Raw genomic sequence first — 20,842 nt, 5'->3', positions numbered from 1 at the left:
GCGACAAGCTTCGAGGTGGCTCTTTTCATGACCGAGGTCGAACGGCTCAACTACGACGTGGTGGTGATCGGTGCCGGCGGTGCCGGTCTCCGCGCGGTCATCGAAGCCCGTGAACGCGGCTTCAGCGTCGCGGTGGTGTGCAAATCGCTCTTCGGCAAGGCGCATACGGTGATGGCCGAGGGCGGCTGCGCGGCGTCGATGGGCAACGCGAACTCGAACGACAACTGGCAGGTGCACTTCCGCGACACCATGCGCGGCGGGAAGTTCCTCAACAACTGGCGGATGGCCGAACTCCACGCCAGGGAGGCGCCGGACCGGGTCTGGGAACTGGAGACCTACGGCGCGCTGTTCGACCGCACCGCCGACGGCCGGATCAGCCAGCGGAACTTCGGCGGGCACACGTACCCGCGACTGGCGCACGTCGGCGACCGCACCGGGCTCGAACTGATCCGCACGATGCAGCAGAAAATCGTTTCGCTGCAACAGGAGGACTTCAAGGAGACCGGTGACTACGAGGCGAGGATCAAGGTCTTCGCCGAATGCACGATCACCGAGCTGCTGACCGAAGACGGCCGGATCTCCGGTGCTTTCGGGTACTGGCGGGAGAGCGGCCGGTTCATCCTGTTCGAGTCGCCGGCGGTGGTGCTCGCCACCGGCGGCATCGGGAAGTCGTTCAAGGTCACCTCGAACTCGTGGGAGTACACCGGTGACGGCCACGCGCTGGCGCTGCGGGCCGGGGCGAAGCTCATCAACATGGAGTTCGTCCAGTTCCACCCGACAGGCATGGTGTGGCCGCCGAGTGTGAAGGGGATCCTGGTCACCGAAGGCGTCCGCGGTGACGGCGGGGTCCTCAAGAACACCGAGGACAAGCGGTTCATGTTCGAGTACGTCCCCGAGGTCTTCAAGGGGCAGTACGCGGACAGCGAGGAAGAAGCCGACCGCTGGTACACCGACGCCGACAACAACCGGCGCACCCCGGATCTCCTGCCGCGGGACGAGGTGGCTCGCGCGATCAACTCCGAGGTCAAGGCCGGCCGGGGATCGCCGCACGGCGGGGTCTTCCTCGACATCGCCAGCAGGCTGCCCGCGGAGGAGATCCGCAAACGGCTGCCGTCGATGTACCACCAGTTCAAGGAACTCGCCGACGTCGACATCACGAAGGAGCCGATGGAGGTCGGCCCCACCTGTCATTACGTGATGGGCGGGATCGAGGTCGACCCGGACACCGCGTCGTCGAGCGTGCCCGGGCTGTTCGCCGCGGGCGAGTGCTCGGGCGGGATGCACGGCTCGAACCGGCTCGGCGGCAACTCGCTGTCGGATCTGCTGGTCTTCGGCCGTCGTGCGGGCCTCGGCGCCGCGTCGTACGTGTCGGAGCTGAAGGATCGTCCCAAGGTCAGTCAGTCCGATGTGGACGCCGCCGCGGCGATGGCGCTCGCGCCGTTCGACCCGCCGGGTGACGGCGTCGAGGAGAACCCGTACAGCCTGCACACCGAGCTGCAGCAGTCGATGAACGATCTGGTCGGCATCATCCGCAAGGCGGAGGAGATCGAGCGGGCGCTGGAGAAGCTCGGGGAACTGCGCGAGCGGATCAAGCGGGTCACCGTCGAAGGGCACCGGCAGTTCAACCCCGGCTGGCATCTCGCCGTCGACCTGCGGAACATGCTGATGGTCAGCGAATGCGTCGCGAGGGCCGCGCTGATGCGGACCGAGAGCCGGGGCGGGCACACCCGCGACGACCACCCGGGCATGGACGCCCAGTGGCGCAACAAACTCCTGGTCTGCTCGGCCACGCCGGGCGACAACCCGGTGGTGCCGGAGATCGGGATCGAGGTCAAGGCACAGACCCCGCTGCGGCAGGACCTGCTGGAGCTGTTCGAACTGTCCGAGCTGGGGAAGTACTACACCGACGAAGAACTGGCCTCGCACCCCGGGAGTCCGGCATGAGCTACAAGGCGAGTTTCCGGGTCTGGCGCGGTGACGCCGATTCGGGTGAGCTGCAGGACTACAGCGTCGAGGTCAACGAGGGCGAGGTCGTCCTCGACATCATCCACCGGCTGCAGGCGACCCAGGCCTCGGATCTGGCGGTGCGGTGGAACTGCAAGGCGGGCAAATGCGGATCCTGCTCGGCGGAGATCAACGGCAAGCCGCGGCTGCTGTGCATGACTCGGATGTCGACCTTCACCGAGGACGAGGTCATCACGGTGACCCCGATGCGGACGTTCCCGGTGATCCGCGACCTGGTGACCGACGTGTCGTTCAACTACACCAAGGCCCGCGAGATCCCGTCGTTCACGCCGCCCCCGGAGCTGAAGCCGGGGGAGTACCGGATGCAGCAGGTGGACGTCGAGCGCTCGCAGGAGTTCCGCAAGTGCATCGAGTGCTTCCTGTGCCAGAACACCTGCCACGTGGTGCGTGACCACGAGGAGAACAAGGAGGCCTTCGCCGGCCCCCGGTACCTGATGCGGATCGCCGAACTCGAAATGCACCCCCTCGACGTCGCCGACCGGCGTGACGAGGCGCAGGAGGAGCACGGGCTCGGGTACTGCAACATCACCAAGTGCTGTTCGGACGTGTGCCCGGAGGGCATCCACATCACCGACAACGCGCTCATCCCGATGAAGGAACGCGTCGCCGACCGGAAGTACGACCCCATCGTCTGGCTGGGGAACAAGCTTTTCCGGCGGGACAAGTAGTCACGAGGAAGTCCGTGAAGGCCTCCTTCCCTACCCTGAGAGTAGGGAAGGAGGCCTTCACGGCTCTTAATCGGTTGCCCCCACTCACTCGCCTGCCGCACACTTACCGCACACCGACCAAGGAGGACACATGACGCGACGTTGTTACGCCATGTTCCTTGGCATGGAAGAGAACCACGGCTCCCGGCCGATGTCCTAGCAGGACGTCGCACACGTGGAGCCGCCCTTCGGGAAACCGGACCGGGCGGCTTTTCTTTTGGTGAACCCTGATTTCTGGAACGAAGCAGTCCGGTGCGCGGCGCGCGCCGGACTGTGTTCCAGGCCAAGGCGCGTTGGTCCAGCGGAAGGGATACCGGGTTTTCACCCCGGTGACGTGGGTTCGACTCCCACACGCGCTACGCCCCGGCACGGCGGGGAAACCTGTTCCGTCGTACCGGTGCGGCGGTGTGGGGTCCGTGTTGTCCCATACCGCCAGACGCGCACGGTCCGGCGACCGGCCGGGTTTCATAGCCCCGGCCAGCCTGGCTCGACACCAGGGTGCGCGACTCAGCCCACTTTGCGGGCAGTGTGCACGTCGCCGCTTTCGTGGCGGCGCAGGACGAGGTCCTGGAAACCGCTGTCCCGCAGGCCTTCTTCCAGATTGAGCCCGTTCGTGGCGACGGCCACCAGTAGACCGCCCGTCATCAGGCTCGCGGCGACGCGACCGAGATGAGCGGGAGAGTCCAGGAAAGCCAGGACGATGTCGAAGTTGCCCATCACCGGCAGCCGGGCGAGCTGGTGGACCTCGTACGAAACCCCGACGGGGTCGCGTTCCTCTTCGCGTTGCGCGACCGCGATCAATGTCTGGTCCTCGTCGACGCCGACCACGCGGCGAGCGCCCTCGCCGCGGAGCAAGCGGGGATAGCGGCCATCGCCGCACCCGACGACCAGGACCGACCTGCCCGCCAGGTCCGGCAGCGCTTCGAGCAGCGTCGCGGCCTGGTCCGCCATAGGGCCGACGCTAGCCGAGCGACCGCTGTCCCGACAGGACCAAGAGGCCTATCCCGAAGTAGACGAAGGCCCCCTTCCTGTACCTGGGGGCAAGGAAGGGGGCCTTCGTGTACTTACGGAGCTACAGTGCGCCACCGCTCGCGTCGTCGCGCTGCATGACCACGCTGGACGGTGCGGAGTGCACCGGCTTGGCGCCCTTGGGCGCCTTCTTCCGCCGCGCCAGCTTGTTCTCCAGCCACGACGCGAACCAGCTCAGGAGCAGGTTCAGCACGATGAAGATGATCGCGACGACGATCAGCGTCGGGATCGTGTTGCCGTAGAGACCGGTGAGCGGTCCGGTACTGCGGATCAGCTCGTTGAAGCCGATGGTCAGCTGACCGGCCAGCGCGGTGTCCTTCAGGATGACGACCAGCTGGCTTACCAGCGCGGGCAGCATCAGGGTGACCGCCTGCGGCAGCAGGACGGTCATCATGATCTGGGTCTTGCGCATGCCCAGCGCGGACGCGGCCTCACCTTGGCCCTTGGGCAGCGAAAGGATGCCCGCACGGAACACCTCGGCCATGACCGAGCCGTTGTAGAGCACCAGACCCGTCACCGCCGCGAACAGCGGGCGGATCTCCGCGTCGATGTCGGTGTAGAACGCGTAGAACGCCGCGGCGAAGACCATCAGCAGCAGCACCGGGATCGCCCGGAAGAATTCGACGACCGCGCCGACCGGGACCCGGATCCACTTGTGGTCCGACAACCGGCCGATGCCCAGCAGCGCACCGATCGGCAACGCGATCACGATCGACAGTGCCGCGGCCTTCAGGGTGTTGAGCAGACCGGGCACGATGAACTCGCTCCAGGTCGAGCCCTTGAGGAAGGGGTCCCACAGCGCCCCAGCCCATTGGTTCTTCTCGTCGAAGCCCACGTAGATGTAGTAGATCACCAGCGCCAGGACGAGCACGAAAAGTACGCTGTAGAGCCAGTTCCGCGCCCGAGCCTTCGGCCCGGGAATGTCGTAGAGGACGGTCTGCGCGCTCATCGCTTGACCTCGACCTTCTTGGCGACCCAGCCCAGCAGCAGGCCGAGGGGGAGGACCAGGACGACGAACCCGACGGCGAAGACCAGGAAGACCAGGAGCAGCGAGTCGGACTCGTTCTCGATCATGTCCGACATCAGCAGCGACGCTTCGGCGACACCGATGATCGACGCGACCGTGGTGTTCTTCAACAGCGCGATCATGACGTTCGCCAGCGGCGCGATCACCGACCGGAATGCCTGCGGCAGCACGATCAGGGTCAGCACCTGGACGAAGCCGAGTCCCAGCGCGCGGGCCGCTTCCGCCTGGCCGACCGGGACGGTGTTGATACCCGACCGCAGCGATTCACAGACGAACGTCGCGGTGTAGGCGACGAAGCCGAGGATCGCGAGCCGGAAGGCGTTGTCCTCCAACGACGTCGTCGATTCCGACGAGGCCAGGTTGAGCCCCAGCGTGGAGGACAATCCCAGCGACGTGAAGACGATGATCACCGTCAGCGGGGTGTTCCGGAAGATGTTGACGTAGGCGGTGCCGAACGCCCGCATGATCGGAACCGGGCTCACCCGCATCCCCACCAGGATGGTGCCCCAGATCAGGGAACCGATCGCGGAGAAGAAGGTGAGCTTGATCGTCATCCAGAAGGCGCCGAGCAAGTCGTAATTGGGATTGTCGAGGAAATCGAACAAGGTGCTCAACCCAGCCTCGGTATGGGAACGGTGCGCCGCGGTACACGGCGCACCGTTCGATTCCTTCAGTTCAGCGGCTCAGCGAGCCGGGTGTCAGGAGATGGCCGGGGGCTCGGGGATCTTGTAGCCCGACGGGCCGACGTTCTTCTCCAGAGCGGCCTTCCACGCGCCGTCCTGCTGCATCTTCTTGATCGCGTTGTTGATCGCGGTGATGCTCTCGTTGTCGTCCTTCTTCAGGCCGACACCGTACTTCTCGTCGGTGAAGCCCTTGCCGACCAGCTTCAGCTTGCCGGGCTGCTGCGCGGCGTAGCCGCCCAGGATGACGTCGTCGGTGGTCATCGCGTCGACGGTCTTGTTCAGCAGCGAGGTGACGCAGTCGGTGTACTTACCGCGCTCTTCGAGCTGAACCTCCTTGGCGTACTTCTCCTTGACGTTCTGCGCCGGGGTGGAACCCTTGACCGAGCAGAGCTTCTTGTTGCCGGTCAGCGACTCCGGGCCGGTGATGTCGGTGGAGTCGGCACGCACCAGGAGGTCCTGGTGGGCGATGAAGTACGGACCCGCGAAGGAGACCTCGTTCTTGCGCTTGTCGGTGATCGAGTAGGTGGCGACGATGAAGTCGACCTCACCCTTCTTGATCAGGTCCTCGCGCTGCGCGGACTGCGCTTCCTTCCAGGTGATCCCCGACTCTTCGACGCCGAGCTCCTTGGCGATGTACTTCGCCACGTCGACGTCGAAACCGGCGTAGGTGCCGTCGGCCTGCTTCTGGCCGAGACCGGGCTGGTCGAACTTGATGCCGATGACGAGCTTCTTGTCGTTCTTGGCCTTCGCCACCACGTTCTTGGCGCCGCTGGAGCCGCTGCCGGCGTCAGACCCGCCGCCACCACAGGCGGAGAGGGCGAGACCGGCCGCCACGACGGCCGCGCTCATTCGCAGAACTCGGTTCAACCGCATTGTTCTCAGTTTCCTTCCGAATCTTGTCCAGCCATACCGGCCGGCGGGGAAGACCTCAGTGGGTCAGGATCTTGCCGAGGAAGTCCTTGGCACGATCCGTCTTCGGCTTGGTGAAGAACTCGTCCGGGGTGGAGTCTTCGACGATCTCGCCGTCGGACATGAACACCACCCTGTTCGCCGCGCGCCGCGCGAAGCCCATCTCGTGGGTGACGACGAGCATCGTCATCCCGTCCTTGGCGAGCGTGGTCATCACGTCGAGGACCTCCTGGACCATCTCCGGGTCCAGCGCCGAGGTCGGCTCGTCGAACAGCATCACCTTGGGGCGCATGGCCAGCGCGCGGGCGATCGCCACACGCTGCTGCTGCCCGCCGGAGAGCTGCGCCGGGTACTTGTCGGCCTGGTTGGCGATACCGACACGTTCGAGCAGGTCCATCGCGGTCTTGCGAGCCTCGGCCGAGTTGACCTTGCGGACCTTCATCGGCGCGAGCATGACGTTCTCGACGATCGTCTTGTGCGCGAACAGGTTGAACGACTGGAAGACCATGCCGACGTCGGCGCGCAGCGCGGCCAGCGCCTTCCCTTCGGCGGGCAGCGGAACGCCGTCCACCGCGATCTCACCGGAGTTGATGGGTTCCAGCCGGTTGATCGCCCGGCACAGCGTCGACTTGCCAGACCCGGACGGCCCGAGCACGACCACGACCTGCCCGCGCGGCACCTCGAGGTTGATCTCCTTGAGCACGTGCAGGTCGCCGAAGTACTTGTTCACGGCGGCCGCCTTGATCATCGGCGCCGCCACCTCCGCGGTCATCTGGCCTCCAGGAGCGTTCGTTTGCAGGGGACTGCGGGGTCAGGCACCACGCGATGGCGGAAACCTACTCCCGTCGGACCGCTTGTAAAGACGGCTTGACCAATACTTAGGGTTTCAAGTCCGTATCGTTCTCAAGCCACCGGACGGCCCCGGTCCACCTCCGTCCGGCGCTGATCAGCCTAGACAAAGCGGGGGTGTCTCGTAACCGGGGTCACACGAGATCTGTGACGCATCGTGACCATTACCGGGTGCAGTGGGTCCCTCACAGGTCCATCCGGCCCAGCGGTACGGGCAGCGCGAGACGTGACTCACCCCATAGAGTCGTTCTTCAAGTCGTCGCGGTGGCGGTGACGGCGTGAAAGGGAAAACACGGGTGCGGGTACTGCTGGTGGAGGACGACGACCGGGTCGCGGGTGCCCTGACGCCCGCGCTGACCCGGCGCGGCCTGACGATCAAACGCCTGGCCTCCGGCGCCGGGGTGCTCGATCTGGTGCACGAGGTCGACGTTGTGCTGCTCGACCTCGGGCTCCCCGACATCGACGGGATCGTGCTGTGCCGCCGGATCCGGGCGGTCAGCGACGTCGCGGTGATCGTCGTTTCGGCGCGGGGCGAGGTCGACGACCGGATCCAGGGGCTGCGGTCCGGCGCCGACGACTACCTGGTCAAGCCCTACGACGTCGACGAACTGGTCGCCCGCGTCGAGGCCGTGCGCCGTCGCCGCGGGGAGCGGCCCGCCGCGCCCGAACCGCCGGGCGTCATTCGGGCGGGTGACGTCTCGGTCGATATCGGGCGCCATGAGGTGCAGGTCGACGGACAGCCGATTTCGTTGTCCCGCAAGGAATTCCAGGTGCTAGCGCTGGTGGTCACCGCCCGCGGCGCGGTCTGCGCCCGTGATCACGTGCTGAACGAGGTCTGGGGACACCGCGGCCCGGCGGAGAGCCGGTCGCTCGACGTCCACGTCGCCACCCTGCGGACCAAACTGGGCAGGCCCGCGCTGATCGAGACCGTTCGTGGCGTCGGGTACCGCCTCGGCGGCGCCTACGGTCCGGCCGAAGAGGGCTGAGCCGGTGCGCGTCCGCCTCCAGGCGATCGTGCTGACGCTGGTCGCGGCGCTCGTGTTCGGCCTCGGCATCCCGCTCGCGCTCAGCGTGGCGGCCAGTGTGCAGCTCGACCTCTTCCTCGACCGCCTCACCGACACCTCCCGGTTCGCGTCGCTGGCCCAGCGGCCGCTGGTGGAGAACCGGCCGGACCTGATCGTGGACGAGCTCCATCGCTACACCGAGGTCTACGACGTGCCGGTGGCGATCGTCGACCAGGACGGCGAGGCCGTGGCCGGCGGGCCCGGCGAGGTGGGGATCGAGCTCAAGGACCCCGTCATCGCCTCCCATCTGCAGCAGGCGCTGGCCGGGCGGCGCTCGGAACCCGGACCGCTGCTGATGCCGTGGAACACCGAGCCGCTGGTGCTGGCCGAGCCGATCCTGATCGACGGCGAGGTGCGGGGCGCGGTCATCACCGTCTCCTCGACCGGCAAGGCCCGCACCGAACTGCTGTGGTGGTGGGTGCTCATCGCGGCGGGCGCGGTGCTGGCGTTCGGGCTCGCGCTGCTGGTCGCGGTGCCGGTGGTGCGCTGGATCCTGCGGCCGGTCCGGCGGCTCGACGACGCCACCGGCGAACTGGTCGCCTCCGTGGTCAGCGGCCGCGAGGTCAAACGGGTGGGGGAGACCGGCGGGCCGCCGGAACTGCGGCAGCTCGAACGGTCCTTCGACCGGATGGCCGCCAGCGTCGACGAGGCACTGTCGGCGCAGCGCGCGTTCGTCGCCGACGCCTCCCATCAGCTGCGGAACCCGTTGACCGCGTTGAAGATCCGGCTCGGCAACCTCGACGGCCACGTCGACGACGACCTCGCCGCGGCCGACCTCGAAGCCGCCGTCGTCGACGCGCGACGGCTCAACCAGATCCTCGACGAACTCCTGTCGCTGGCCCGCGCCGAGGCCTCCGGCGGCGAACTGGTGCCGGTCGGCCTCGACGAGGTGGTGGGCGCCCGGGTCGCCGACTGGACGGTGGTCGGCGCGGCACGCGACATCACGCTGGTGGCGACCGGGCTGGGCGGCGGGCTGCGGGTGCTCACCCCGGCCCGCGGCCTCGAAGTGGTCCTCGACGCGCTGCTGGACAACGCGCTCAAGTTCACCGAGCCGGGCACCGAGGTGCGGGTGGACGTCACCACCGCGGACGGGAAGGTCGACATCGCCGTCCGCGACCACGGCCCCGGCCTGCGCGAAGACGAGCTGGACCGCGCGGCGGACCGGTTCTGGCGCAGCACCGCGCATCAGAACGTGCCCGGATCCGGCCTCGGCCTGGCGATCGTCACCGAGATCCTGGCCCGATCGGACGGTTCGCTGCGGCTCGGTTCACCCGAAGGCGGCGGCCTCCAGGTGACCGTGACCCTGCCGCTAATCCTTGAGTGATCTGAAGTAGCGCAACGCGCCTGGATGCAGCGGCAGGGGAGAGGTCTCGATCGCGGGGTGGATGTCGATCGACAACGCCGCGCCCGCCGCCTTGACCAGCTGGTCCCGCGCGTCGAACAGCCCGCGCACGAGCGCCTCGGCGACGTCGTCGCGCATCGACGCCGGCACCACCAGGAAGTTCGGCAGCACGAGCGTGGTCACCGGCGACGGCAGGTTGTAGGCCGTCACCGGGATCGTCGCCGTCCGGTACACCGGGCTGGTGGCGCGCAGCGCGTCGGCGAGATCGGTGATGTCGAGCAGCCGCAGGCCGACCGTGTGCACCTTCTCGGTGATCGACGGCGTCGGCAGGCCACCCGACCAGATGACGGCGTCGATCTGCCGGTTCTCCAGCGCGGGCAGCGCCTCGGGGAGGCCGAGATTGCGCCGGTCGATCGCGCCGGTCAGCCCCGACGCCTTCAGCAGCTGCTTCGACAGGAACTCGACACCCGAATCCGGCGAACCGATCGCGACCTTGTGCCCGCGCAGCTGCGCGAACGACCTGATCGACGAGTCGGCGCGGACGATGACGTGCAGATAGTCGTCGTGCACCCGGGCCAGCGCGGCCAGCCCGGCGGTGTCGTCGGCGGCCACGTCGGCCGCCACGAACGCGACGTCGGCCTTCCCCGCCCGCACCCGTCCGACGTTGTCGGGCGAGCCCTGGGTCTCCTGGATCACCGGCCGCTCGGTGTCCAGCTGCGCGGCCCACGCGTCGGCCAGCGCCTCGGCCAGTTTGTCGTAGACGCCGCCGTTGAGCCCCGCCGCGATCCGCACCTTCGTCCCGGAGAGATCGGGCCCGCACCCGGTGACCAGGGCGCAGACCACGGCGAGCACCACCGCGAGCACCCCTGGTCTCCTCATGAGGGTCGATCGTGCCATGTAACCCCGCCCGCGTACCCTCGAAGGCGAGATGAGCGCGCGCACTTACCAGATCCGCACCTTCGGCTGCCAGATGAACGTGCATGACTCCGAACGTCTTGCCGGGCAGCTCGAGGACGCCGGCTACGTTCCGGGTGACGGCGAGGCCACACCCGACCTGATCGTGTTCAACACCTGCGCGGTGCGGGAGAACGCGGACAACAAGCTGTACGGCACCCTCGGCCATCTGCGCCCGCAGAAGACGGCGAAGCCGGACATGCAGATCGCCGTCGGCGGCTGCCTCGCCCAGAAGGACCGCGGCGAGATCGTCAAGCGCGCGCCCTGGGTCGACGTCGTCTTCGGCACGCACAACATCGGTTCGCTGCCGACGCTGCTGGAGCGCGCGCGGCACAACGCCGAGGCCGAGGTCGAGATCCTCGAATCGCTCGAGACCTTCCCTTCGACGCTCCCGGCGAAGCGCGATTCGGCGTACGCGGGCTGGGTGTCGATTTCGGTCGGCTGCAACAACACCTGCACCTTCTGCATCGTCCCGGCGCTGCGCGGCAAGGAACGCGACCGCCGCCCCGGCGAGATCCTCGCCGAGGTCGAGGCGCTCGTCGCCGAAGGCGTGCTGGAAGTGACCCTCCTGGGCCAGAACGTGAACTCCTACGGCGTCGAATTCGGCGACCGGCTCGCGTTCGGGAAGCTGCTGCGCGCCTGCGGTTCGGTGGACGGGCTGGAACGCGTCCGGTTCACCTCGCCGCATCCGGCGGCGTTCACCGAGGACGTCATCGACGCCATGGCCGAGACGCCGAACGTGTGCCACCAGCTGCACATGCCGCTGCAGTCCGGTTCGGACCGGGTGCTGCGCGAGATGAAGCGGTCCTACCGTTCCGCGCGGTACCTCAAGATCCTCGACCGCGTGCGCGAGTCGATGCCCGACGCCGCGATCACCACCGACATCATCGTCGGTTTCCCCGGCGAGACCGAGGAAGACTTCCAGGCGACGCTCGACGTCGTCGCGCAGGCGCGGTTCTCCAGCGCGTTCACCTTCCAGTACTCGATCCGGCCGGGCACGCCCGCCGCCGAGATGGACGGGCAGCTGCCGAAGGAGGTCGTGCAGGAGCGCTACGAACGGCTCGTGAAGCTGCAGAACGACATCTCCTGGGACGAGAACAAGAAGATCGTCGGACGGCGCGTCGAGCTGCTGGTGGCCTCCGGCGAAGGCCGTAAGGACACCGAGACCCAGCGCATGAGCGGCCGCGCCCGGGACGGCAGGCTCGTCCACTTCACGCCGACCGGACCGCTCGTGGACCGTTCGGTGCGGCCCGGCGACGTCGTCGAGACCGTGGTGACCTACGGCGCTCCGCACCATCTCGTCGCCGACGGCGACCTGCTGTCGCATCGCCGCACCAAGGCGGGCGACAACTCCGAGGCCGGGCTGCGGCCGAAGACCAACGGCGTGACGCTGGGCCTGCCGGGCTTCGGTGCCCCGGCCGTCACGCCGGAACCGGTGAGCGGGTGTGCACTGTGACCGAACCGAAGATCGACGAACTCGCCGCCGAGATCGACGAGGTCGGCGAACGCGCGGCCAAGACGATCGAACTGGGCAGGCGCGGGTTCACCATCGCCGTGCTGGTGTTCGTGCTGCTGGTCGCCCAGCTGCTGCCCTGGGTCGGCGAGCACGCCGGCTGGGAGGTGCTGCTCGGCAGGGGCGGCGGGATCCCGCAGTTGTTCGCCGCGACCTCCACCGGGGTCGGGGTGTTCGTCTCCGCCGTCACGCTGGTGACCCGGCGCTGGTGGCTGGCCTGGGTCTGCGCCGCGGGCGGCTGGTTCGCCTCCGTCGACGGGATGCTCGCGATCTGGTCCCAGCAGTCCTCGAACGCGACCGGCGCGGTCGGTGGCGGTCCGGGCTTCGGGCTGATCGTCGCCTGGATCGCCACCGTCGCGCTGGCCATCTACTGGATGCGGGCCGCGTTCTCGCGAAGCTAGCCGACCCGCAAGGTGAGGTTGCTGGACGTGTACGCGCTCGCGTAGAGCGTCGTTTCCGGGTGATAAGCCCTCAGCGTGACCACCGCGCTGAAAGAGAAGCTCAGCTTCAGGGAGAACGTCGAGTTGGGCCGGCAGGTCGTGTCGGCGATGTTCACCCAGACACTGCCCTGAAGCTGCTGCACGATGATCGCTTCGAGGCTGTCCGTGCCGTCGGTGCCTTCCTGTGCCTGCAGGGTCCCCTTGAGGGTGACCTTCTCGTTGACCTTGACCTGCTTCTTGCTGAGCGAGGCGTCGAGCTTGACCTTCTTCTTTCCGGCTTCGGAGGAGGCCGGGAGCGGTGCCGGGGAACCGGTCGCCGCCGCGGCCGGGGCGAGCCCGGCCACCAGAGCACAACTGATCGCCAGGGCGGCGAACGCCCGGCGTACTGGGGGAATCAGTGTCTGGTTCATGATCGAAGTCGACCACGGTTGAGCGCGGAGAGCGCTCGAATACGCGCGAACGTGCGACGCGTCCCTCCACAGTGGAGTGACCCGCGCGCCAGTGTTGCGAAAGCCACTTTCGCAACCTTCAACGTTGCGAAAGTGGCGTTCGCAACACGCCGCCGACCAGTCCGGCACCCGGGTCGCGAAAGCCACTTTCGGGACATCAGACGTCTCGAAAGTGGCCTTCGCGACCTCCGTAGCAGGTGCGAAGCCGACCGCCCGCGATCACCTGAACCCTCTCGCCAAGCGCGTGAAGGCCCCCTTCCCTCGGCTCAGCCGAGGGAAGGGGGCCTTCACGCGCTTTGCTTACTGGACGGTGAGGGTGTAGGTCGCCGTGGCGGTCTTACCCGCCGAGTCCGTCGCGGTGACGGTCACCGGGTACGTGCCCCGTTGGAAGGGCGCGACCANGGCCCCCTTCCCTCGGCTCAGCCGAGGGAAGGGGGCCTTCACGCGCTTTGAGACCTACCGGTCCGCGATGGCCGCTTCCGCCGCCTCGAGCCACTCACGCCACTGCGCGGCCTGCTCGTCCGCCTTCTTCGCGCGCCGCTCGTCGCCCGCCGCACGGGCCTTCGCCGCCTGCGACTCGAACTGCTCGACCCGCTCGCGGAACTGCGCCGCCCTGGCCTGCGCCTCCGGGTCGGTCCGGCGCCACTTGCTGTCCTCGGCCGCCTTGATCGCGTCCTGCACGGCCTTCAGCCGCCCGTCCAGTTCGCGGATGCGCTCGCGCGGGACCTTGCCGATCTCATCCCACTGGTCCTGGATGCGCCGCATGTGCTGCTTCGCCGCCTCGAGGTTCGCGGCGGGGTCGATCTTCTCGGCTTCGACGAGCAGCTCTTCCTTCTGCTGCGCGTTGGTCGCGAATTCGGCGTCCCGCTCGGAGAACACCGCGGACCGCCGGGCGAAGAACTTGTCCTGCGCCGCGCGGAACCGCTGCCACAGCGCCTCGTCGCTGTCCTTGGGGGCGCGGCCGGCGGCCTTCCACTCGGTCATCAGGTCCTTGTAGCGACCCGCCGTCTCGCCCCAGTCCTCGGACTCCGAGAGCGCTTCGGCCTCGGCGATCAGCTCTTCCTTGCGTTGCTTGGCGCCCGCGCGCTGCTTGTCGAGCTCGGCGAAGTGCGAGCCGCGCCGCCGGTTGAACGCCTCACGGGCCTTGGAGAACCGCTTCCACAGCTCGTCGTCGGTCTTGCGGTCGACCCCCTTGACGGTCTTCCACTCGTCCAGGATGGCGCGCAGCCGGTCGCCGGCGGCCTTCCACTGGGTCGATTCGGCGGCGAGCTTCTCGGCCTCGTCGGCGAGGGCCTGCTTGCGGACGACGGCGGCCGCGCGGGCCTCCTCGCGCTCCTGCTTGGCCGCGGCCAGCGCCTTCTCGGCGTGGGAGATGACCTGCTCGATGCGGCCGCTCAGCGCGGCGATGTCGCCGACGACGGCGGCTTCGGCCAGGCCGTCACGCAGCTGCGTGGCCGTCGCCAGTGCGTGCTTCGGATCGCCCGCGCCGGACTCCAGCCGCGTCTCCAGCAGCTCGACCTCGGTGCGCAGGTCGTCGAAGCGGCGCGCGTAATGGAGCAGGCCCTCGTCCGGGCTCCCGGCCTGCCAGACACCGACCGCGCGCTCGCCGTCGGGTGTGGTGACGTAGACCGTTCCTTCTTCGTCGACCCTGCCCCAAGCGGACGGGCTGGGCTCGGCGGGCGGCACGGGGGGTGCGGGGTGCCCGCCACCGAGCGCGTGCGGTACCGGGTGCGGTGCCGGGGTACCGGTGGACGTGTTCTCCTGGGCCATCGCAGGCTCCTTATCGCCTGTACGCCCGCTGGCGCGGGCGCCCCGCCTAGCGGCGGGGCCGGGTAATGCGTTGCCGTCTTGCTTCGGGGCTTCAACCCCTTGCGGCATTCAAGCAGCTCAGCGTCCACCGTGGAACCGGATGAACCACCAGAGGGCAGTGATCCTACTTCCGGTGGACCCCCGGTGTCGGTCGGTTGCGGGTCCTCGTTGGCGGGGAAGGTAACGTCGGCGGCCGTGATCCGCCGTGTCGCCCTGCTCCCGCAACCCCCGCTGCTCATCCCCGAACTCGCCGCCGGAGCCGCGGACGAGTGCGCCGAGCTGCGCGAAGCCTGCCTCACCGCCGCGAGGCGCCTGACGGCCGTTTCGCCGGATTGGGTCGTCGTCGGCGCGGCCGCGGGGGCGCCCGAGGTGCCGGAGCACGCTAGCGGGTCTTTCCGCGGTTTCGGCGTCGACCTCGGAGTCTCACTCAGCCGGGTGATGGCACCCGAGACCGAGCTGCCGTTGCCCGCGCTCGTCGCCGGCTGGCTTCGTGAGCATTGCGGCGCGTCGTCCGTCCGAGTCCACCTCGTCGACCCCGCCGCCCCCTCCGACCAGTGCGAACAGTTCGCCCGCAGGCTGGGGGAGCACGCCGCGGTGCTCGTCCTCGGCGACGGTTCGAGCCGGCACGGCCCGCGTTCCCCCGGCGGCGAGGACGAGCGCGCGGGGGATTTCGACGCCGGGATCCGTGACGCGCTGGCCAAGGCCGACACGGGCGCGCTGTCCGCGCTCGACCCGGCCCTGGCGGCCGAACTCGGGGCGGGCGGCCGCGCGCCCTGGCAGGTTCTCGCCGGGCTCGCGGCGGACGGGGACTGGACCGCCGAGGTCCTCTACTCCGCCGCGCCGTTCGGCGTCGGCTACCACGTCGCGGTCTGGGAGCACGCGTGATCCGGCCGGTCGCGGTCGTCGGGCCCACGGCGACCGGGAAGACCGCGCTGGCGGTCGAACTGGCCCTCACCCTCGGGGGCGAGGTGGTCAACGCGGACGCGTTGCAGCTGTACCGCGGGATGGACATCGGGACGGCCAAGGCGACCCCCGAAGAACGGCGGGGCGTGCCGCATCACCTGCTGGACGTCCTCGACGTCACCGAGACGGCGTCCGTCGCCGCGTATCAGCGCGACGCACGTCAGCGCATCGAAGAACTCCTCGACGCCGGACGCGTGCCGATCCTCACCGGCGGGTCGGGCCTCTACGTCCAAGCCGTGCTCGACGACCTCAAGTTCCCGGGCACCGATCCGGAGGTGCGCGCCCGGTTGACCGCCGAGGCCGACGAAATCGGCGTCGCCGCGATGCACGCCCGGCTCACGGAACTCGACCCCGTGGCCGCCACGGCCATCCTGCCGACCAACAGCCGCCGGATCGTGCGCGCGCTGGAGGTCATCCAGATCACCGGCGAACCGTTCTCGGCGAACCTGCCGAAACCGGGGCCCGCGCGCTACGACACGGTCCTGATCGGCATCGACCGCGAGCCTGCCGAGCTCGACGCCCGCGTCGATCGCCGCGTGGAGCTCATGTTCGAAGCAGGACTCGTCGACGAGGTCCGGACGTTGCTGGGCCAAGGGCTCCGCGACGGGCTCACCGCATCGAGGGCGCTGGGCTACCAGCAGGTGATCGCCGCCATCGACGGCGACGGCGACTTCCAGGCCGCGTCCGAGGCCACCGCGCAGGCCACCCGGAGGTTCGTGCGGAGGCAACGTTCCTGGTTCCGGCGGGACAAGCGGATCCAGTGGTTCGACGGCGGTTCGGAGCGGCTGGCCGAGCGCGTCCTCGAAGCGACGGCCCAGTAATCTTGGGCCCATGGGCGGCATCGAATTCCTTAAGGGACACGGCACACAGAACGATTTCGTGCTGCTTCCCGACCCCGACGGCCGCCTCGAGCTGACCGAAGCGCGGGTGGCGGCGCTGTGCGACCGCCAGCGTGGTCTCGGCGCCGACGGCGTGCTCCGGATCGTGCGGTCGGCCGCACTGGGTGTCGAATCCGGCGGCGAATGGTTCATGGACTACCGCAACGCCGACGGGTCCATCGCGGAGATGTGCGGCAACGGTGTCCGGGTCTTCGTCCGCCACCTGGTCGATTCCGGTCTCGTGTCCGAGCGCGGCTTCGTCATCGGCACCCGCGCCGGCGACCGGCCGGTGCGGATGCACGCGGACGGATCGGTGACCGTGCAGATGGGGCCGGCGACGATCACCGGTACTTCGGTCACGATGGTCGCGGGGCAGCCGTTCTCCGGCGTCGCGGTGAACGTCGGCAATCCCCACCTGGTGTCGGTCGTCGAGGACGACGTCGACGTGCTGGACCTGCGCGACCAGCCCGACTTCGACTCCGACGTGTTCCCGGAAGGCGTGAACCTCGAGTTCATCAATCTGCTGGGCGACGACGCGCTCAAGATGCGCGTCCACGAACGCGGTGTCGGCGAGACGCGGTCCTGCGGCACCGGCACGGTCGCCGCGGTCGCCGCCGCGCTGCACCTCGCCGGAACCGACACCGGTGAGGCGACCGTCGACATCCCCGGCGGCCGCGTGGTGGTCGAGGTCCGCCGCGGCGGGTCCACGCTGACCGGACCGGCGGAGATCGTCGCTCGCGGGGAACTCGACGAAACCTGGTGGGCAGGGCTCGTCTAGCCCACCGCGATCGGTTCGCGCGGCAGGTCACGAAGCTTCCGGATCGGCGAGAAGACCACCCACAGCACCGCGGCCGCCTCGCCGACCGCGACGAACCACAGCGTCCCCCGGATCCCGATCGCCTCACCCAGCACACCGCCGACCAGTCCGCCCAGCGGGAGCATGCCCCACACCACGAAGCGCACGCTGGCGTTCATGCGGCCGAGCAGCCGGTCCGGGCAGACGGCCTGCCGGTAGGACACCTGCGCGACGTTGTAGACGATGATCCCGAACCCCGCGATCGCCAGCGCCGCGGGGAACAGCACGATCCGCCAGCCCGGCGCGGCGAGCGGGAGCAGCAGCTGGAACGGCCAGGTCAGCAAGGGGACGAACCAGATCGAGCGGGCCTGCCCGATCCGCCGGGTGATGCGCCCGGCCAGGATCGCCCCGATGATCCCGCCCACGCCACCGGTCGCCAGCACGACGCCGACGACCGCCGGTGACAGGCCGAGTTCCCGGTTCAGGAACAGGATTTCGACCGCGGTGAAGGCACCGTTGAACAGGTTCGCGGTCGCGGTGCAGGCGACGATCGAGCGGAGAGCCGCGTCGGTGAAGACGAACCGCAGTCCCTCGACGATCTGGGGGAGCAGCTTCGCGTCTTCATGCTGCTCGGGAACTTCTTCGACGGTGCGGATCCGCAGCAGGCACAGCGCGGAGGTCAGGAAGCCCACCCCGGTCATCAGCACGGCGTTGGCCGCGCCCGCCAGCTGCACGAGCCCGCCGCCGACCCCCGGCCCGGTCAGGAACGCGACCGACTGGCTGGCCTGGAGTTTCGCGTTGCCTTCGAGCAGGTGTTCCCGGCCGACCAGCGACGGCAGATAGGACTGGTAGGCGACGTCGAAGAACACCGTCGCGACCCCGACGAGCGTGGCGACCACGATCAGCTGCGTCAGCGAAAGCACGCCTGCCCACCACGCGAGTGGAATGGTGAGCAGCAGCGCGGCACGGACGAAGTCGGCCCGCAGCATCAGCGCCCGCCGCCGCATGCGGTCCACCCACACCCCGGCCGGCAGCCCGATGATCAAGAACGCGATCGTCTCGGCGGCGGTCAGCAGCCCCATCTCGAACGGCGTCGCGGCCAGCACGGTGGCCGCGAGCAGGGGAATCACGGTGTGCCCGGCGAAAGCGCCCAGCTGGCTGGCCGTGTCGCCCGCCCAGAGCCGCCGGAAGTCCGCATGGAAGAAGAGGGAATCTCTGCGCACGACGCCACCTTGGCGTGAGTGATTGGAAACTGTCAATCACTTTCGGCTCTAGGCTGTCCCCGTGCCCACTCCACGCCGTGCCGCCACCGAGGCCGAGATCGCCGCCATGGCCTCCGGAATAAGGCTGCGCATCATCCGGTTGACGTACTCGGAGGCGCTGACCAACAAGGAACTCGCCGAACGGCTCGATCGGGACCCCGCGACGACGCTGCACCACGTGCGCAAGCTCGTCGACACCGGGTTCCTCGAAGCGCTCCCGCCGAGACGCGGCACGCGCGGCGCGAAAGAAATTCCGTATCGCTCGACCGGGTTGTCCTGGCATCTTGATTCCCGCGACAGGGGGATCGATCAGGCGATCTTCGAGGCCTACCTGGCCGAGATCGCCGACGTGGGATTCGACGAGGTGCAGCAGACGCGCCTGGTCGTCCAGGTACCGGACGAGCAGATCACCGAGTTCGAAACACGGCTGATGGAGCTCGTCGACGACTTCATCTCCCGGCCGGCCGACCCGGACGCGAAACGCACGGCCATCTACCTGTCGAAGTATCCCAGCAGGTAATGAATTCGGTCCCGCCGCCGAAACGTGGGACCATGGAGGCACGATGACGGAACTGACACACAACGATCTGAACGACATGGACCCATCGACCGGCGAACTGGAGCTCGAGGACCGCGCCTCGCTCCGCCGGGTAGCGGGCCTGTCCACCGAACTCGCGGATGTCACCGAGGTCGAATACCGGCAGCTGCGCCTGGAGCGCGTCGTTCTGGTCGGTGTGTGGACCGAGGGCAGCGCCCTCCAGTCCGAAGCCTCGCTCGCCGAACTCGCCCGGCTGGCCGAAACGGCCGGCTCCGAGGTGCTGGAAGGCCTGGTGCAGCGGCGGATCCGCCCGGATCCCGCCACCTACATCGGCTCGGGCAAGGTCAAGGAACTTCGCCAGATCGTGGCGGCCACCGGTGCCGACACGGTGATCTGCGACGGGGAGCTTTCGCCCGGCCAGCTGCGCCAGCTGGAGGAGAAGGTCAAGGTGAAGGTCATCGACCGCACCGCCCTGATCCTCGACATCTTCGCGCAGCACGCCCGCTCCAAGGAGGGCAAGGCGCAGGTCGAGCTGGCCCAGCTGCAGTACCTGATCCCGCGCCTCCGCGGGTGGGGTGCGGCACTGTCCCGGCAGGCCGGTGGCCGCGCGGGTGGCGCCAACGGTGGTGTGGGTCTGCGCGGTCCGGGTGAGACGAAGCTCGAAACCGACCGGCGGCGGATCAACAAGCGCGTGTCGAAACTGCGCCGCGAGATCGCCGCGATGGACACCATCCGCGAGACCAAACGCGGTCGCCGGGTGGCCAACGAGGTGCCGAGCGTCGCGATCGTCGGCTACACGAACGCCGGCAAGTCGAGCCTGCTCAACGCGCTGACCGGCGCCGGGGTGCTGGTGGAGGACGCGCTGTTCGCCACGCTGGACCCGACGACCCGGCGGGCGCAGACCCCGGACGGCCGCACCTACACGCTGACCGACACCGTCGGTTTCGTCCGGCACCTGCCCCACCAGCTGGTGGACGCGTTCCGCTCGACGCTGGAGGAGGCGGCGAGCGCCGACCTGCTCGTGCACGTCGTCGACGGTTCCGACCCGACGCCGGAAGAGCAGGTCAACGCGGTGCGCGAAGTGCTCGCCGAGATCACGAAGCGCCGTTCCGAGCCGCTCCCGCCGGAGCTGCTGGTGATCAACAAGGCCGACGCCGCCGACGAGGTGTCACTGGCCCGGTTGCGGCACCAGCTGGCCGGTTCGGTGCAGGTGTCGGCGCGGACCGGCACCGGGATCACGGAGCTGGCCGAGGTGATCGCGGAGCGGCTGCCGAGGCCGGAGGTCGTGGTCGAGGTGCTGATCCCGTACTCGCGAGGCGAACTCGTCTCCCGTGCCCACGCCGATGGCGAGGTGCTGGAGGAAGAGCACGTCGAGACCGGTACGCGCCTGGTCGTCCGCGGCAGGCCCGAACTGGCCGCGGCGCTGAGCGACTTCCAGACGAACTCGGCTCTGTAAGCAAGTAAGTGAAGGCCCCCTTCATTGCGTTGGACGCAGTGAAGGGGGCCTTCACTTACCTAGTGCCTGCTCGGCGCTGAAAGTGGCCTTCACGACATTCCGCCCCATCTCGGCGTCCGCACCGAACTGCGCGCCGTCCCGGACGTCTC

Annotated in this window: 21 protein-coding genes and 1 tRNA gene; 12 read left to right on the top strand and 10 right to left on the bottom strand. The window is 68.7% G+C overall.

Annotation, left to right across the window (positions count from 1 at the left end; genetic code table 11):
* The first annotated feature begins 27 nt into the window (after window positions 1–27).
* From ACXIZN_RS20715 to ACXIZN_RS20705, 3 genes are all read left to right on the top strand, one after another.
* Window positions 28–1,944 (top strand): fumarate reductase/succinate dehydrogenase flavoprotein subunit, encoded by a 1,917-nt coding sequence (locus ACXIZN_RS20715; protein ID WP_457956319.1) that lies wholly within the window; start codon window positions 28–30, stop codon window positions 1,942–1,944.
* Window positions 1,941–2,693 carry a succinate dehydrogenase/fumarate reductase iron-sulfur subunit gene (locus ACXIZN_RS20710; protein ID WP_005164720.1) on the top strand — a complete coding sequence of 251 codons (753 nt, stop codon included), beginning with the start codon at window positions 1,941–1,943 and terminating at the stop codon, window positions 2,691–2,693. The genes ACXIZN_RS20715 and ACXIZN_RS20710 overlap by 4 nt, the downstream gene beginning before the upstream one ends.
* A gap of 326 nt (window positions 2,694–3,019) precedes the next feature.
* Window positions 3,020–3,091 (top strand) — tRNA-Glu (locus tag ACXIZN_RS20705).
* Window positions 3,092–3,239: 148 nt separating this feature from the next.
* On the opposite strand, the gene ACXIZN_RS20700 is transcribed toward ACXIZN_RS20705, so the two are convergent.
* The 5 genes from ACXIZN_RS20700 to ACXIZN_RS20680 all read right to left on the bottom strand — a co-directional run bounded on the left by ACXIZN_RS20700 (window position 3,240) and on the right by ACXIZN_RS20680 (window position 7,128).
* The gene (locus tag ACXIZN_RS20700; protein ID WP_457956318.1) at window positions 3,240–3,683 is read right to left on the bottom strand and encodes a class I SAM-dependent methyltransferase; all 444 of its coding nucleotides are present in this window, start codon (window positions 3,681–3,683) and stop codon (window positions 3,240–3,242) included.
* Window positions 3,684–3,804: 121 nt separating this feature from the next.
* Window positions 3,805–4,710, bottom strand: coding sequence for an amino acid ABC transporter permease (locus ACXIZN_RS20695; RefSeq protein ID WP_457956317.1), 906 nt, complete (start codon window positions 4,708–4,710; stop codon window positions 3,805–3,807).
* Complete coding sequence (locus ACXIZN_RS20690; protein WP_206743472.1) at window positions 4,707–5,402, bottom strand: amino acid ABC transporter permease; 696 nt, start codon at window positions 5,400–5,402, stop codon at window positions 4,707–4,709. Before ACXIZN_RS20690 ends, ACXIZN_RS20695 begins: the two co-directional genes overlap by 4 nt.
* Before the next feature lie 84 nt (window positions 5,403–5,486).
* Window positions 5,487–6,320 (bottom strand): glutamate ABC transporter substrate-binding protein, encoded by an 834-nt coding sequence (locus tag ACXIZN_RS20685; RefSeq protein WP_126734987.1) that lies wholly within the window; start codon window positions 6,318–6,320, stop codon window positions 5,487–5,489.
* Between the two features lie 79 nt (window positions 6,321–6,399).
* Complete coding sequence (locus tag ACXIZN_RS20680) at window positions 6,400–7,128, bottom strand: amino acid ABC transporter ATP-binding protein (protein WP_173426348.1); 729 nt, start codon at window positions 7,126–7,128, stop codon at window positions 6,400–6,402.
* Between the two features lie 397 nt (window positions 7,129–7,525).
* Between ACXIZN_RS20680 and ACXIZN_RS20675 the strand changes: the two genes are divergently transcribed.
* Both ACXIZN_RS20675 and ACXIZN_RS20670 read left to right on the top strand, forming a co-directional pair.
* Window positions 7,526–8,215 carry a response regulator transcription factor gene (locus ACXIZN_RS20675; RefSeq protein ID WP_457960564.1) on the top strand — a complete coding sequence of 230 codons (690 nt, stop codon included), beginning with the start codon at window positions 7,526–7,528 and terminating at the stop codon, window positions 8,213–8,215.
* Between the two features lie 4 nt (window positions 8,216–8,219).
* Complete coding sequence (locus ACXIZN_RS20670) at window positions 8,220–9,617, top strand: sensor histidine kinase (protein ID WP_457956316.1); 1,398 nt, start codon at window positions 8,220–8,222, stop codon at window positions 9,615–9,617.
* Here the strand turns inward: ACXIZN_RS20670 and ACXIZN_RS20665 are convergent.
* Window positions 9,603–10,514, bottom strand: coding sequence for a TAXI family TRAP transporter solute-binding subunit (locus ACXIZN_RS20665; protein ID WP_457956314.1), 912 nt, complete (start codon window positions 10,512–10,514; stop codon window positions 9,603–9,605). The two genes, ACXIZN_RS20670 and ACXIZN_RS20665, sit on opposite strands and share 15 nt — an antisense overlap.
* Window positions 10,515–10,563: 49 nt before the next feature.
* Between ACXIZN_RS20665 and miaB the strand changes: the two genes are divergently transcribed.
* Entirely contained in the window at window positions 10,564–12,045 is a 1,482-nt protein-coding gene (miaB, locus tag ACXIZN_RS20660; protein ID WP_457956312.1) for a tRNA (N6-isopentenyl adenosine(37)-C2)-methylthiotransferase MiaB, read from the top strand.
* Window positions 12,042–12,503: an Rv2732c family membrane protein gene (locus tag ACXIZN_RS20655; protein ID WP_192745566.1), complete on the top strand. Its 462-nt coding sequence runs from the start codon at window positions 12,042–12,044 to the stop codon at window positions 12,501–12,503. The genes miaB and ACXIZN_RS20655 overlap by 4 nt, the downstream gene beginning before the upstream one ends.
* Here ACXIZN_RS20655 and ACXIZN_RS20650 read toward each other — a convergent pair.
* The 3 genes from ACXIZN_RS20650 to ACXIZN_RS20640 all read right to left on the bottom strand — a co-directional run bounded on the left by ACXIZN_RS20650 (window position 12,500) and on the right by ACXIZN_RS20640 (window position 14,761).
* A complete protein-coding gene (locus ACXIZN_RS20650) occupies window positions 12,500–12,952 on the bottom strand; it encodes a hypothetical protein (RefSeq protein WP_457956311.1) in 453 nt (150 codons plus the stop codon). The genes ACXIZN_RS20655 and ACXIZN_RS20650 overlap by 4 nt on opposite strands.
* 339 nt (window positions 12,953–13,291) lie before the next feature.
* Entirely contained in the window at window positions 13,292–13,435 is a 144-nt protein-coding gene (locus tag ACXIZN_RS20645; protein ID WP_457956310.1) for a putative Ig domain-containing protein, read from the bottom strand.
* 12 nt (window positions 13,436–13,447) lie between these two features.
* Entirely contained in the window at window positions 13,448–14,761 is a 1,314-nt protein-coding gene (locus tag ACXIZN_RS20640) for a DUF349 domain-containing protein (protein WP_457956309.1), read from the bottom strand.
* Between the two features lie 234 nt (window positions 14,762–14,995).
* On the opposite strand from ACXIZN_RS20640, the gene ACXIZN_RS20635 reads away from it, so the two are divergent.
* The 3 genes from ACXIZN_RS20635 to dapF are packed head-to-tail and all read left to right on the top strand — an operon-like array spanning window position 14,996 to window position 17,419.
* Window positions 14,996–15,685, top strand: coding sequence for a class III extradiol dioxygenase subunit B-like domain-containing protein (locus tag ACXIZN_RS20635; protein WP_457956308.1), 690 nt, complete (start codon window positions 14,996–14,998; stop codon window positions 15,683–15,685).
* Window positions 15,682–16,584 carry a tRNA (adenosine(37)-N6)-dimethylallyltransferase MiaA gene (gene miaA, locus ACXIZN_RS20630; RefSeq protein ID WP_457956306.1) on the top strand — a complete coding sequence of 301 codons (903 nt, stop codon included), beginning with the start codon at window positions 15,682–15,684 and terminating at the stop codon, window positions 16,582–16,584. Before ACXIZN_RS20635 ends, miaA begins: the two co-directional genes overlap by 4 nt.
* A gap of 10 nt (window positions 16,585–16,594) precedes the next feature.
* A complete protein-coding gene (gene dapF / locus ACXIZN_RS20625) occupies window positions 16,595–17,419 on the top strand; it encodes a diaminopimelate epimerase (protein ID WP_457956304.1) in 825 nt (274 codons plus the stop codon).
* Here dapF and ACXIZN_RS20620 read toward each other — a convergent pair.
* Complete coding sequence (locus ACXIZN_RS20620; RefSeq protein ID WP_457956303.1) at window positions 17,416–18,660, bottom strand: MFS transporter; 1,245 nt, start codon at window positions 18,658–18,660, stop codon at window positions 17,416–17,418. The genes dapF and ACXIZN_RS20620 overlap by 4 nt on opposite strands.
* A gap of 61 nt (window positions 18,661–18,721) precedes the next feature.
* On the opposite strand from ACXIZN_RS20620, the gene ACXIZN_RS20615 reads away from it, so the two are divergent.
* Both ACXIZN_RS20615 and hflX read left to right on the top strand, forming a co-directional pair.
* Window positions 18,722–19,219 (top strand): ArsR/SmtB family transcription factor, encoded by a 498-nt coding sequence (locus ACXIZN_RS20615; RefSeq protein ID WP_457956301.1) that lies wholly within the window; start codon window positions 18,722–18,724, stop codon window positions 19,217–19,219.
* Window positions 19,220–19,262: 43 nt separating this feature from the next.
* On the top strand, window positions 19,263–20,693 hold the full coding sequence (gene hflX / locus ACXIZN_RS20610) for a GTPase HflX (protein WP_126734917.1): 1,431 nt from the start codon (window positions 19,263–19,265) through the stop codon (window positions 20,691–20,693).
* The last annotated feature ends 149 nt before the right edge of the window (window positions 20,694–20,842 follow it).

The sequence above is a fragment of the Amycolatopsis sp. TRM77291 genome (assembly GCF_054166285.1).
The sequence above is the reverse complement of the archived record's forward strand: the minus strand, read 5'-3'. Positions and strand labels throughout refer to the sequence as shown.

Coding starts and splice junctions, on each gene's coding strand:
- ACXIZN_RS20710 (WP_005164720.1), top strand. CDS start 1,941: ATGAGCTACAAGGCGAGTTTCCGGGTCTGGCGCGGTGACGCCGATTCG.
- ACXIZN_RS20665 (WP_457956314.1), bottom strand. CDS start 10,514: ATGAGGAGACCAGGGGTGCTCGCGGTGGTGCTCGCCGTGGTCTGCGCC.
- ACXIZN_RS20650 (WP_457956311.1), bottom strand. CDS start 12,952: ATGAACCAGACACTGATTCCCCCAGTACGCCGGGCGTTCGCCGCCCTG.
- ACXIZN_RS20640 (WP_457956309.1), bottom strand. CDS start 14,761: ATGGCCCAGGAGAACACGTCCACCGGTACCCCGGCACCGCACCCGGTA.
- ACXIZN_RS20695 (WP_457956317.1), bottom strand. CDS start 4,710: ATGAGCGCGCAGACCGTCCTCTACGACATTCCCGGGCCGAAGGCTCGG.
- ACXIZN_RS20680 (WP_173426348.1), bottom strand. CDS start 7,128: ATGATCAAGGCGGCCGCCGTGAACAAGTACTTCGGCGACCTGCACGTG.
- ACXIZN_RS20685 (WP_126734987.1), bottom strand. CDS start 6,320: ATGAGCGCGGCCGTCGTGGCGGCCGGTCTCGCCCTCTCCGCCTGTGGT.
- dapF (WP_457956304.1), top strand. CDS start 16,595: ATGGGCGGCATCGAATTCCTTAAGGGACACGGCACACAGAACGATTTC.
- hflX (WP_126734917.1), top strand. CDS start 19,263: ATGACGGAACTGACACACAACGATCTGAACGACATGGACCCATCGACC.
- ACXIZN_RS20700 (WP_457956318.1), bottom strand. CDS start 3,683: ATGGCGGACCAGGCCGCGACGCTGCTCGAAGCGCTGCCGGACCTGGCG.
- ACXIZN_RS20715 (WP_457956319.1), top strand. CDS start 28: ATGACCGAGGTCGAACGGCTCAACTACGACGTGGTGGTGATCGGTGCC.
- miaB (WP_457956312.1), top strand. CDS start 10,564: ATGAGCGCGCGCACTTACCAGATCCGCACCTTCGGCTGCCAGATGAAC.